The sequence below is a fragment of the Fictibacillus tiangongensis genome (assembly GCF_048083785.1).
In the GTDB taxonomy this organism is placed as follows: domain Bacteria; phylum Bacillota; class Bacilli; order Bacillales; family Fictibacillaceae; genus Fictibacillus.
Map to the genome: position 1 here is coordinate 3,879,740 of NZ_CP182294.1, position 11,820 is coordinate 3,891,559.

The 11,820-nt window shown below is 42.7% G+C and carries 11 protein-coding genes; 3 read left to right on the forward strand and 8 right to left on the reverse strand.

Features of this window, described 5'->3' with window-relative positions; genetic code table 11:
- Positions 1-78: 78 nt before the first annotated feature.
- The 4 genes from ACNJYY_RS20355 to ACNJYY_RS20370 all read right to left on the reverse strand — a co-directional run bounded on the left by ACNJYY_RS20355 (position 79) and on the right by ACNJYY_RS20370 (position 6,212).
- Positions 79-4,416, reverse strand: coding sequence for an alpha-amylase family glycosyl hydrolase (locus ACNJYY_RS20355; RefSeq protein ID WP_416731921.1), 4,338 nt, complete (start codon positions 4,414-4,416; stop codon positions 79-81).
- A 327-nt stretch (positions 4,417-4,743) separates the two neighbouring features.
- Positions 4,744-4,956 carry a hypothetical protein gene (locus ACNJYY_RS20360; RefSeq protein ID WP_416729914.1) on the reverse strand — a complete coding sequence of 71 codons (213 nt, stop codon included), beginning with the start codon at positions 4,954-4,956 and terminating at the stop codon, positions 4,744-4,746.
- Positions 4,957-5,119: 163 nt separating this feature from the next.
- Positions 5,120-5,593 (reverse strand): GNAT family N-acetyltransferase, encoded by a 474-nt coding sequence (locus ACNJYY_RS20365; RefSeq protein WP_416729915.1) that lies wholly within the window; start codon positions 5,591-5,593, stop codon positions 5,120-5,122.
- Between the two features lie 22 nt (positions 5,594-5,615).
- Positions 5,616-6,212 (reverse strand): SGNH/GDSL hydrolase family protein, encoded by a 597-nt coding sequence (locus ACNJYY_RS20370; RefSeq protein WP_416729916.1) that lies wholly within the window; start codon positions 6,210-6,212, stop codon positions 5,616-5,618.
- 125 nt (positions 6,213-6,337) lie between these two features.
- On the opposite strand from ACNJYY_RS20370, the gene ACNJYY_RS20375 reads away from it, so the two are divergent.
- Complete coding sequence (locus ACNJYY_RS20375; RefSeq protein WP_416729917.1) at positions 6,338-7,372, forward strand: class I SAM-dependent methyltransferase; 1,035 nt, start codon at positions 6,338-6,340, stop codon at positions 7,370-7,372.
- A 30-nt stretch (positions 7,373-7,402) separates the two neighbouring features.
- Here the strand turns inward: ACNJYY_RS20375 and ACNJYY_RS20380 are convergent, their stop codons facing one another.
- Positions 7,403-7,831, reverse strand: coding sequence for an RrF2 family transcriptional regulator (locus ACNJYY_RS20380; RefSeq protein WP_416729918.1), 429 nt, complete (start codon positions 7,829-7,831; stop codon positions 7,403-7,405).
- A 173-nt stretch (positions 7,832-8,004) separates the two neighbouring features.
- Between ACNJYY_RS20380 and ACNJYY_RS20385 the strand changes: the two genes are divergently transcribed.
- Both ACNJYY_RS20385 and ACNJYY_RS20390 read left to right on the forward strand, forming a co-directional pair.
- Positions 8,005-8,472: a cysteine dioxygenase gene (locus tag ACNJYY_RS20385; RefSeq protein WP_416729919.1), complete on the forward strand. Its 468-nt coding sequence runs from the start codon at positions 8,005-8,007 to the stop codon at positions 8,470-8,472.
- Positions 8,465-9,901 (forward strand): 4-hydroxyphenylacetate 3-hydroxylase family protein, encoded by a 1,437-nt coding sequence (locus ACNJYY_RS20390; RefSeq protein ID WP_416729920.1) that lies wholly within the window; start codon positions 8,465-8,467, stop codon positions 9,899-9,901. Before ACNJYY_RS20385 ends, ACNJYY_RS20390 begins: the two co-directional genes overlap by 8 nt.
- A 244-nt stretch (positions 9,902-10,145) precedes the next feature.
- Here ACNJYY_RS20390 and ACNJYY_RS20395 read toward each other — a convergent pair whose 3' ends face one another.
- The 3 genes from ACNJYY_RS20395 to ACNJYY_RS20405 all read right to left on the reverse strand — a co-directional run bounded on the left by ACNJYY_RS20395 (position 10,146) and on the right by ACNJYY_RS20405 (position 11,813).
- Complete coding sequence (locus ACNJYY_RS20395) at positions 10,146-10,823, reverse strand: HAD family hydrolase (RefSeq protein ID WP_416729921.1); 678 nt, start codon at positions 10,821-10,823, stop codon at positions 10,146-10,148.
- Positions 10,824-10,961: 138 nt separating this feature from the next.
- Positions 10,962-11,387 carry a 3-hydroxyacyl-ACP dehydratase FabZ gene (gene fabZ / locus ACNJYY_RS20400; RefSeq protein ID WP_066398842.1) on the reverse strand — a complete coding sequence of 142 codons (426 nt, stop codon included), beginning with the start codon at positions 11,385-11,387 and terminating at the stop codon, positions 10,962-10,964.
- Between the two features lie 138 nt (positions 11,388-11,525).
- Positions 11,526-11,813 (reverse strand): DNA-directed RNA polymerase subunit beta, encoded by a 288-nt coding sequence (locus ACNJYY_RS20405; protein WP_066398845.1) that lies wholly within the window; start codon positions 11,811-11,813, stop codon positions 11,526-11,528.
- Positions 11,814-11,820 lie beyond the last annotated feature (7 nt).

Sequence of the window (11,820 nt, forward strand, 5' to 3'; positions counted from 1 at the left end):
AACGGTTACAATAAAATGTTTGAAAATTCTTTCTTCATAAAAAATGCTGCCTCTTTAGAGAAGCAGCATCCTTCCAAACTAATTCTTATTAATCGTCATAACAATATCTTTCGTGTTCTTCCCAATCGCGCCGCCGTCATTTTTGAAAATAGTCGTTTTGTTCTCTTCTGACGGTTCGATATGAATGTTCAGCTTGTTCTCTCCTGCATTCAAATTCACCGTGTGTGAGAACGTCATGTCATCGTTGATCGTAACCGGCTGACCGTTAATAGTCATCACACCTTCTTTGATGGCATTTCCTTTTAGTGTGATCGTGTCAGAAGTTACGGTCTGGCCATCCGTATGAGAGGTAACGACAACCGGCATATCGATCCATCGTAGGATCTTATCTTGAACGACCATCGCATTGCCGCCTTGGTTCGTTACAACAAAGCTCAGGTCTGTTCCTGTTGCACCGTATCCGTAGTAACTTACATCATCATCGTTTGGATTACTCGGTGTATGGTCAGCAAGACCCTCTTGATCCCATGAGCTGTTCTTTGCGTATTTGTAGGTGATCACTTCGCCTTCTTGCGCTTCAAACGTATATTCATAATCATTTGTTACAGCGCCTCCACGCGTCATCTTCCACGCACCTGTGTTCCAGCCGTTCTTGCTGCCTGGCATCGTAACATCCACCCCTTGTGGTGTATAAGCTGGTGCGTTTACTTTCATTGTGACTTTTACCATAACAAGATCTGGTGTAACTTGAACGGCGTTCGACTTCACGCTGTTACCGGCTTTGTCGTAGATGTGCACTTCATACGTATAGACTTTTCCGTTCGTTACGTTCAGATCTTTGTACGTTGTGGCACTCGTATCAAGGACTTGGTCAATGACCTCGCCATCACGAACGATCGTGTATAGATAAGGGTCGTTTGCACCCTCTACAGACCACTTCAGGTTCACTTGTCCAGACTCTTGCGCTGGTTCTTCTAATGTTACTGATGTTGCAGGAGCTGTCGTGTCATCATCTTTTGTAAAGGTAACTGTCTTTGTTTCACTTGTCACCCACGTTCTGCCTAGATCGGTTGAGAACGCATAACGATATTGATACGCTCCTTCTTTAAAAGGTAAGAAATCTGCGCTAAACGTGTTATATTCTCCGTTTTGAGCGGTGTACGTTCCTTTATGAGATGTCCAGTTCGTCTTGCCTGGCTCTTTTACTTGCAGCTCACTCTGTAAGCCTTCTGCAAGATCCGTCTCTGTTTCACCAATGATTTTGATATCAGCTGTAACGGTTTGTGGCTTAGATAGGTCGATCACGCCATTCTTTAACGGTGTTACATTTGAAATGTTATAGTTACCGTTCTTTAACGCCACATGAGGAATCGCGGCTTTTGATTCTGTTTTTAGAGATTCGTTGTTGTTTTTATCGATCGCAACAACTGCGAAATAGTATTTTCGACCATTATCAAGGTCATTGATCTTGATTGAGTTTCCTTTTGTTTCTGCTACCTTTTCATAAAAGGCACCAGAGATCGTAGTTTGATAGATTGCGTAACGTTTTGCGTCACCTTTCCATGAAAGATAAACAGAGTGACTGCTTTCTGACGCTTTTACATCTTTCACCGCTTTTGGCGCTTTAAGATTCTGGTGCTTATCCGAAACGAGCATACGACCGCTCATCGCTGGAATTGTTACTGATAACTTTCCATCTTTAACAACTGTTTTGTACTTTTTGTTCAGCTGATCTGTTAGCTTTACGTTGTTCACGATCAGCTTTTTTACGTCCAGTTCAACAGTTTTTGATTCAGTGCCGCGGTTTGTAATCACAAGACCTGCATTCTTCTTATCTGTACGAGCATAAGCAAGCACATCTTTTTCTGCGTATAGATGGTGAAGCTCACCATAGCTGAAGAGGTCATGATAATCACTGCGCACTTTTCCGATATTTTGATAATGCTTGATCAGATCTTTGTCTTCAGAGCCCCATGGATACGTTCTTCGGTCATCCGGATCTTTAGAGCCTGTAACGCCCGCTTCATCTCCATAATAAAGAGTCGGTGCGCCCGCATAACCCATCTGTAAGATTGCCGCAAGCTTCAGTCGTTTCACACCTAGCTCGTGATCGTACTTTGGATCCAGTTCAGCGCGCTCGTAAGAATCTGTTCCGTTTCCAAGGATAAACGCTGCACGAGGTGTGTCATGAGATCCCATCAAGTTCATAAGCGCATAGAATGCTTCTTGTGGGTAATCTTCAAACACGGCATTCATCTGGTTCTCTGCACCTTCTGCGTTACCGTTTTTCAAGTAATCGATCATCGCACCGCGGAAACGGTAGTTCATAACCGAATCATACAGATCACCAAGGAAGTATTCAGACGCATCATCCCAGATCTCACCTAGGATTAGTGGATCATCTTTCTTGCCTTCCTTCAGCTCTTTTCGGAACTCTCTCCAAAACTCTGTATCTACTTCGTTCGCAACATCTAATCGCCAGCCTGATGCACCGCGGTCTAGCCACGATTTTGCAGCAGAATCTTTGTCATACATGATATAGTCTGCGAACGGCTTGTTGTTCAACTCAGAATCATAGTCTACCGCTTCACCAGGAATCGATTTGATCTCAGGAAGTGAGTCAAAGCCCCACCACGCCTGATATTTATAAACACCGTTCACTTTTTCGTTCTCGATGTTAAACCAGTTATGAAAGCCGTACGGACTAAATTCTTGTCCTTCTTCCTTGAACTTTGCTTCTGTTTGTTTTTTTGCTTCTGTTTCTGTTAGACCTTTTGAACTCATCAGATCGTAGATGCTTGCCCAATATTCATAAGCTCCGACCGTTTTGTATTTGCTGTAACGGTCAAAATAGATCGAATCGTCTCCAACATGGTTGAATACACCATCAAGGATCAAGTGCATCTTGCGTTTTTTCAGTTCTTTTGTAAAAGCCTTAAATTCTTCTGGTGATCCAAACATCGGGTCCATCGCTTTATAGTCCGTCGCATCATATTTATGATTTGATGCTGCATGTGCGACCGGGTTCAGGTAAAGCGTATTAACGCCAAGTGACTCGATATAGTCTAATTTCTTTTGAATCCCAGCAATATCGCCGCCAAAGAAGTCGTTCGACCAAATCTCGTCTCCGTCATAGCCTTCTGTTTCTGCTTGACGAGGGTTGTCCGGCAGCTCATTCCAATCTCGATGCTCGATCGGTTCAGTGCCGCGTGCTGTTGTTTTTGCTTTGTCGTTCTTTTTGTTTCCGTTATAAAAACGGTCCGGGAAAATCTGATATACAACAGATTCTTTCATCCAGTCAGGTGTTTTGTAAGACGGGTCGTACACGGTCATCTGGAATAGAGCGGCGTTTGTATCTGCAGCTGTTCCTTTGCCGCCTTCACCCGTATCTTCTCCATATTCTTTTACCGCATCTCCATCTCGTGCTGTGAATTTATAGCCGTACACCCCTTTTTCTTCAGGTGTAACCGTAGCTTCCCACAGCTCGATGTCTTCGCCGTTCACTGTTGTCCAGCCAGCGTTCACCATATCTTTTACCGTCGTATTGCCAGAGTTATAGTTACGAAGATAAAGCTTTGCGCCAGTCAGGTCACCCTTTTTCGTTTGCAGGCGGAGTGTTACGTCTTCTCCAGCTTTAATTGCTCCAAACGGCGCACGAAACGCTTCGTTCCATGTATCATGGTGAAGCTTGCCTGCGTTCACGCTGCCATCAGGAAGACCCGCGTCATAGTTCGTGTACACTTCTTTTGTGTCATGGTTGTAGAAAAACGTGATCTCTGCGTCTTTCAGTACATTCAACTTCATGTTGTCTGCCGGGTAATTTGGAGCATCCCAATTGTTGCCGAGCACGATCTTAAATTCATGCTTTCCTTTTGGCACTTGTGCGGTGTACGTGTAGATGTTGTCACCGTCTTCATCTTGTAAAAGGGCCGTCGATTCACCAGGCGTCCACTCGCCGCCTGCTCCGATATCCGGCTGAATATCGCCTACGATTCGCGGTGTTTTCTCAGCAGGAAGTGGTTCTGGAATCGTTAATTTATGGGTCGTATCGTCGTAAACAAATGTCACTTCTTTTTCCGTGTCGATCGTCAGCTTATAGTTGTCGCCACCTTGTTTTCCGTCCACTCCATAGTTCTCATCCCATGAACCATTGATCGCAACCTTGTATTCATAGGTTCCGGCAGGAAGTTTTCCTGTAAGCTTGTACTTTCCGTTCGGTTGAAGTTCCATTTTTGTAGCTACTTCTGCCGGATTCCAGTCACTAGAACCACCAAGTTCAGATTGCAGATCTCCAACAAGCGTTACGTTGCGCTCTACTGCTTTTGATGAAGATGGTTGTATGAGTAATGCAGATGCAAACGTTTGCAAAATTAGCGTAAAAAGCAATAACCAAGAAACCGTGTTGCGAGATTTCATTTTCCTCACTTCATTTCCCCCTTTTATTGGCGTGCAAATTAGCGAAAGCGTTTGCACAAATGCTTTTAAGATAACGCTTTCATTCCTTTTATTATGCCATGTTTTCTTTACTTGGAAATGAGTCGTTCGGCTGATAAAGATGAACTTAAATGGGTATATTTACATATTTTTCAGATAAATGTTTGACCTACACTGTGGCTCACCGCCTGCCCCGTGGAAATCGAGTACCTGAAACGGAGATCAACTCTTTCACAAGCCTTAAAGATTCAGCCCAAAACAAAAAACCGGGTCCTCTCTGGAAGGTAGAGGCCCGGCACTTCTTTTATCTTATTCAGCTGACTCTTCCGTTGATTCCTCATCTGTTGAAGTTTCTTCATCTGTAGAACCTTCTTCATCGGTCGTTGTTTCTTCGTCTTGAGTCTCTGTTTCTTCCGTATTTGTTTCTTCCTCAGTGTTCGTGTCTTCCGCGTTGCTACATGCAGTGATCAAAAATATTGCCAAAAGAGATGCTCCGATTTTAGCCAAAAACGTTTTGCTCATTGTTCAATTGCCCCCTTCGGATTTTCAATATGATTTTGCATGAGTATGGGATTTCTTTGTCCCTGCTCAGAATATATCACGAAAAAAACCCGAAAAGACGCAATTTACCAAGTCATAACCAACACTTTACAATTCTAAAATCAGCTTTATATGAGCTTAACAATCAAACATCATAATGCAGCACATATTGCGGCCCCACTGGACCATGTTTGATCTGACCGCGATCTACAAAGCCTACTTTTTCGTAAAGCTTTTTTGCTGAATCGTTCTTAAAGTTTACAGCTAGAATGAGTTCGTTCACTTCTGGAAAGTGTTTAGAAACAAACAGTGGCAGTTGAAGCATCGCATCCTTCGCATACCCTTTTCCTTGCTCGGAGTGATTGATGGATAGCGCACGAATCACCATCGCGTTCGGGTTTGCGGTAAAATCTCCAATGTTTTCACCTATATGCAGGACGAAAAAACCGACTGTTTTTCCGTTTGCTTCAATAACCACAGGATGACGTCCCCGATCTTCTTCGCATTTTTTTAAGGCTTCACTAGGCATAGCCGTGAATTTTTCTTGCTCCTGAGGTAAATAAAATGCGTTTAATGCGTCTCGATGTATCTCGTTAAAGAATGTTAGTGTATTTGCCATCTATGTAACTCCTGTTCGGTTTTTATTGAGTGATGAGTGACTCTGCGGCTTCCAGCCACGTTTTTGCCATGAGTTCGTTTCCTTTTCGTCTCATATGTACACCGTCTGTTGTTAAGGACACATCTGGCTTTTTGGTTAGATGGTTGAGGAAAATTTCATGTGTAGGTACGAGCACCGCATCAAATTCTATTGCTAACTTTCGGACCACTTCCACATAAGGAATCAACAGCTGATTTCCTTGAGATCCTGTGTTTTCTTTTATGATCGTAGGTTCCATAAGGACAAGTTTTGTTTTTGGTGAAAGCTGCGTTAACAACTCCCGATACACTTCCTCAAATTTAGAAGCATCCACCTGCTCCAATTGAGGGCTGTCGAGCTGTCTCCAGACATCGTTGATTCCGATGGAAACAGATAGAAGATCAGGCTCAAGATCAATTACATCTCGCTGCCACCTAAAAGCGAGGTCTGTCACACGATGTCCGTTCACACCTTTATTGATCACCGTTACTTCCTTTGGCAAGACTTCTTTAATCATGCGAACGTATCCGTCCCCAAGCCGATCTGGATCTGTGTTTTTATTTGAAGCTGTAATGCTGTCACCGATAAAAATAATCTTCATATCCATTTCCCTCCCTGTTTTCTTTATTCTATTTTATCACGTTGAAGTGAAATGTTAGATTTTAGAGGATTTTACATTCTTTCTTTGAATAACTATAAAAAATCCTTTTTTAAGGAGTACGTAACATGCTTGAAACAGCGGTTCAACAACCGAAAACATTCGGCCAAACGGAAATGAGACCGTCATATCGAATGGATTTGCGACAGTATAGAGACAGAAAAGAATATGAAAAGTTTGTAAAAGTAAATACGGTGAACGATTGGTCCACTGTGACGTGGAAAGATATTGGCAAACCGTATGAGGTGACATCTTTTTCAAAAGAAAAAACAGAGTGGGAACAGGCGCATGGTGAGATGCTTCCGGTCCATACATCCTGGACGATGTTCAACCAGTCCTTTCACGAGTGGTTCTCTAAGGATGTACCCACTGAGATTGGACAGAAGAAGGGTGCATTTTTAAAAAGTTTAACAAGCTTTAAGCCTAGCGAAATAAAGACAGCTCTTGGTGATTACGTGCGGATCCACCTCTGGAATTATGTGCACCGCATTCAGGACGGCATCTGGGACCCGCGCGGAAAGAGAGCTTTATTCGAGGGACTGAACGTGGATAAACCTCGCATTCTATTTTTGGGTGCCGCTGAAGGATATGAAGCGATGCAGTTATCTGCGATGTATCCTGACGGCGAAGTGGTGATGGTCGATTACGATCCGTTCTGCCGGGATGCACGGTTCGCAGAATTTCCCGAGTCTTATCCGTTTTTGGGGAAAAATTCACGAACGGGCGGAGATAAAGTTTATTATAAAAACGACTTCAACATTTCATATGTCTTAGATGATATCCGCAATCTGCCATATGGAAGAGAGTTCGATATCGTGCTCAGCGTCGGGTTGTTAGAGCATTTTCCAGATTCAATGAAAGCTGAAGTTGTTGAGTGGCATCGAAAATTCTTGAAACCAAGCGGCTATATCGTGATGACAACACCTCGTGCGCAAATGCGTTCCAAACTGTACTACGAGATCATGGCGGATGTAATGAATCATACGTATCGAGAGCTGATGACATTAGAGCAGATGGGACTGTATCTGCATGAAAACGGACTGGAGATTTTACGACATGGTTACATCAAGGTGCATAACGGAATCGTGGCGAGGGCGAAATAGACTTCAAACCTGGAGGGTGCTCCAGGTTTTTTATTTTGATTTTGATGGAAGATTTCCGGTCAGCAAGTTTTCTAAAGTAGTGTGATCAAGCAAATCGGCAACAACATCTCGAACGAGACGCCATAAAGGCTGTAACAGACAAGCTTTATCTTCTAGCGGACAATATTCATAGGCTGTAACGCTCACACAGCTCATCGGAGCGAGCGGTCCTTCTATATCGCGAACAACTTCTCCAATACAAATCTGTGAAGGCTCTCTTTTTAGCGTATAACCTCCACTAGCCCCTCTTTTACTTTTCACATAGCCTAAGTTTTTTAAAAGTAACAGAATCTGTTCCAAGTAATTCGAAGGAACAAGGGTCTCTCTTGCAATTTCCTTTGTTTGAACAAGTTGCGGGTATTGTGCACCTAACACGATTAACGCTCGAAGCGCATATTCTCCTTTGCTCGAGATCTTCATACCCCTCCTCCTTCCCACCTCTATCACTCTATGGCTAGCCGTTCGATTTATTCCATGATCCGTCCATTTATTATGCGGTGTCGTAACGCTTGTCCCTTAAGCCGCATACCTTATAGAAAAGGCGACTTCGTTTATCAACAATGTCGTCAAAGGCAGCAAAGGGGAAATGGCAGTTGGATTTTATACAAAAAATTGAGCGTGTATTTCGCACGTTCTCACACATAAATAGAGAAGATGCAGAAAATATCTTGCTACAGCTCTCTCCTACTTTTCAGGATGTAGAGAAACTAGTAACAACTCCACAGGACTTGGAGTATGGAAGGAATGTAATTTTTAAAAATGAACTTTTCGAGGTTCTATTAATCTTCTTACCTCACTTCTCAAAAACGCTCGTGCATGATCATGGGTTCTCTTCAGGATGGATTTATGTTGTGGACGGTTCTGTGTTGAATCTTCTGTATGCGAAGGAAAAAGATGGTGTGAAATATGAGAGAAATGAGTATTACCAAGAAGGTGAACTGTTTTCTGTGGAGGGAGATACGACCCACGCCATGTACAACCCTTCGCTCTCAGCCACGGTGACTCTTCATATCTATTCTCCTCCACTCGGGACCGGGCAGGTGTACAAGCCGCATGAATAACTATGGTGAATCATTTATTCATAGCTTAAAAGACGCCCGTTCGGTTTGGCTGAACGGCAGTGTGACAGATGTGACGACAGATCCACATTTTGCTGGGACATTATCTACCATCAGCTCTTTATTTAATATGATGGGTAGTGCTGAGCATCAGGATAAGATTAGCGTAGTGCAGCATGTTAGAGAGCAACAGCAGCGCATACACACGTCTTTTCTAGTTCCTCATTCACAGGATGATCTGCTAAAAAGAAGAATCGCTTTTGAAACTTGGAGCAGAGCGACTTCAGGCGTGATGAGCCGGTTGTCCGATTATGCCCGATCTCGTTTAACAGGATGGTACGGAAACCGTTTGGCATATGACACTTTCGATAAGCATTTTGCTGAAAAAATAAAAACGTATTATGAAACAGCACGAGATGAAAACCGTTTTCTAACGGTTGTTCAGCGAGATCCGCAGATTAACAGGAGTGTGAGTGGCGAGATTCTTGCCGAAGAACTTGGCCTTCTCCGTATCACAAGAAAAACAAGTGAAGGGGTGTATGTTAGTGGCGGCAAGATGATCGCTACAGCCGCTCCGTATTCCAACGATCTCATCGTATTTCCTGTTGCAAAGTGGGGTGAAAAGGAGAAGGCTTTGGCTAGTGCGCTGATTGTTCCGGCGAACAGCAAAGGATTGCATATGATCTGCAGAGCAGGATTTGATTCTGGGAATGTGTCGCGTGCTGATTATCCGCTTAGTTCCGCTTTTGATGAGATGGACGCGGTCCTGATATTTGATGATGTATTGATTCCATGGGAAAGAGTATTATTGTACGAAAATCCAGACGCGGTTTGGCAGTTCAAAAATGACCCTGTCGCCAACGCTCTCGCCTATCATCAAGTGATTGTTCGTCTTCAAGTAAAATTGGAGTTCACTGCTGCGATCGGGCATGCAATCGCAGAAAGCATCGGAGCCAATCAGTATTTGCACGTACAAGAAAAATTAGGTGAACTTCTTATGCAGAGTGAATCGATCAAAGGGCTTGTCATTGCGAGTGAATCGGCGGGTAAGTGTAATGGTCAAGGCATCTTTCTACCGCACTTTTCGTTTATTGAAACAGCAAGAAATCTCGGTACCACGTATTATCCGCGCGCGATCGAATTATTGCAGTTGATCGGAGCAGGTGGATTCATGCAAACTCCGTCCGTTATCGCTGATTTCGATGGACCGATCAGCCATATGTTGGATAAGTACTATAAGGGTAAAAACGTTGATGCTGTTGAAAAGACAAAATTGTTTAAATTAGCGTGGGATCTGATAGGCAGTTCGCTAGGCTCGAGGCACGAATTGTATGAGCGTTTCTATGCGGGCGATTCGATTCGAAATAAAGCCGCTCAGTATAAGGGGCATGATAAAGCGGCTCTTAGGAAGATGCTTGATTTGTATTTGTAATAGTTGATGATGTATATACGCTCTGGTGTAACAATCTCGGTAACTTATAAAAGTTGTAATATGTCGAAAATCAGATAAATAAATTTACACACGGAATTATTGGGCTTATACCCGGAATTAATGAGCTTATCTGCGGATATAAAAGGACTTACCTCGTAATTATTAAACAGCGATCGTCTTGTGCGGACATATAGGTAAAGTATCGTTTCCTCAAGTACACTACAACAAGATATTTAATTATTATTCAGCTCTGATTTTGAATAGTTGTGTCTTTCAACAAGAATTCCCTAATTTCTGAAACAGAGTTAATAATTTTTGTAGGTTTTATAGCCGTAAGTTCTTCCAATGAACCATAACCGTATGTAACTCCTATTGAATCGATACCTGTGTTATGCGCCCCAATAATGTCATGCTTTCTGTCACCAATCATGATGAACGATTCCTTTGGTTGATCATTGTAATGGTGAAGAATGTGCTGGATGATCTCTGTTTTGCTTGTACGTGTTCCGTCGAGATTGCTGCCAACGATCAGGTCAAAATGGTGGTGGATATTGAAGTATTTTAAGATTTCTTCAGCAAAAACAGTAGGTTTAGAAGTTGCTATAACTAATATTGGGTTATTATCACTCAGTTCTTGAAGAAGTGATGGTATTCGTTCGTAAAGTGTATTCTCGTACATGCCTTTGTCTTTGAATCTTTCACGATAGTGCGTGATGGCTGTTCCAATCTGCGTTTCATCAAAGGAATATAACTCTGAAAAAGATTGTTGAAGCGGCGGTCCGATAAAAGATTCTAAATGATCGAGGTTCTCTTCTGTAATTCCCATTCTTCTCAAGGCAAACTGAACAGATTTTGTAATACCGATTTTAGGATCAGAAAGAGTCCCGTCTAGGTCAAACAAGATATATTTATAATTGTTCATCGTGATTAATTCTCCTTCGCGCAGCCATATTTTGAAGCTTCAAATAAAATAGCATAAAAAGAAAGCTTGAAATAGGACATACACCCTAAGGGAATGCTCCATTTCAAGCTTTTATGATAATTGTGTGGGGTCAGACCCCTATTTACCTAGTGCGAAGGTGATCTCAACTTCGCAGGCTACCTGCCCATCCACAGTCGCGATTCCTTTGCCTTTACCGATCGAACCACGCACACGTGTCATCTCTACTTCTAAGCGAAGCTGGTCGCCTGGTACGACTTGCTTTTTGAAGCGGCAGTTATCGATGCCTGCGAAAAATGCTAGACGTCCGCGATTTTCTTCTTTCTTTAGCATCGCGACTGCACCTACTTGAGCAAGTGCTTCTACGATCAATACGCCTGGCATAACCGGATATTCTGGGAAGTGACCGTTGAAGAATTCTTCGTTTGCTGTAACGTTCTTGATTCCGACAGCGCGCTCTCCTTCTTCTACTTCTAAGATGCGGTCGATCAGCAAGAACGGATAACGGTGCGGAATGATTTCTTTAATTTCTTCGATCGTTAACATATACAAACATCACCTTTCTTTTTTTACTCATTTTTTATGGTCTACTTTTATTATACTTGGTATTGTTACCTGGTACTAATTTTACATCAAAAGAAAACAATGACTTTCATGCCATGTCATTGTTTTTTTATTATATCTTTACGCATCTTTTTCTACAAGGTCGATGATATGTGTCCATGTTTCTTTTTCAAACACGTTCATCGGCTTACCGTCACCGATCACGCCATAGCCGACCATCGTACCAACAGCAAAACAGACGATGATTCCACAGACAAGAAGCAGAAGACGCAGCCAGATCGGAAAACTTCTTTTCGTTCGGCGTTGGTACCACTGTTTCTTCTCTTCTTTAGAAGACGTTTCTTTCTCTTGGTAACGCTGTGTTTTCGGTTTTTCGTTTTTATTCAACTCTTGCATCTTATTCGTCATACAAACC

Bases quoted from the DNA above. Each gene is read 5' to 3' on its own strand.
- ACNJYY_RS20365 (WP_416729915.1), bottom strand. From the start codon at position 5,593: ATGGCAAATACACTAACATTCTTTAACGAGATACATCGAGACGCATTA.
- ACNJYY_RS20390 (WP_416729920.1), top strand. From the start codon at position 8,465: ATGAATAACTATGGTGAATCATTTATTCATAGCTTAAAAGACGCCCGT.
- ACNJYY_RS20380 (WP_416729918.1), bottom strand. From the start codon at position 7,831: ATGAAGATCTCGAGCAAAGGAGAATATGCGCTTCGAGCGTTAATCGTG.
- ACNJYY_RS20370 (WP_416729916.1), bottom strand. From the start codon at position 6,212: ATGAAGATTATTTTTATCGGTGACAGCATTACAGCTTCAAATAAAAAC.
- fabZ (WP_066398842.1), bottom strand. From the start codon at position 11,387: ATGTTAACGATCGAAGAAATTAAAGAAATCATTCCGCACCGTTATCCG.
- ACNJYY_RS20360 (WP_416729914.1), bottom strand. From the start codon at position 4,956: ATGAGCAAAACGTTTTTGGCTAAAATCGGAGCATCTCTTTTGGCAATA.
- ACNJYY_RS20405 (WP_066398845.1), bottom strand. From the start codon at position 11,813: ATGACGAATAAGATGCAAGAGTTGAATAAAAACGAAAAACCGAAAACA.
- ACNJYY_RS20375 (WP_416729917.1), top strand. From the start codon at position 6,338: ATGCTTGAAACAGCGGTTCAACAACCGAAAACATTCGGCCAAACGGAA.
- ACNJYY_RS20355 (WP_416731921.1), bottom strand. From the start codon at position 4,416: ATGAAATCTCGCAACACGGTTTCTTGGTTATTGCTTTTTACGCTAATT.
- ACNJYY_RS20395 (WP_416729921.1), bottom strand. From the start codon at position 10,823: ATGAACAATTATAAATATATCTTGTTTGACCTAGACGGGACTCTTTCT.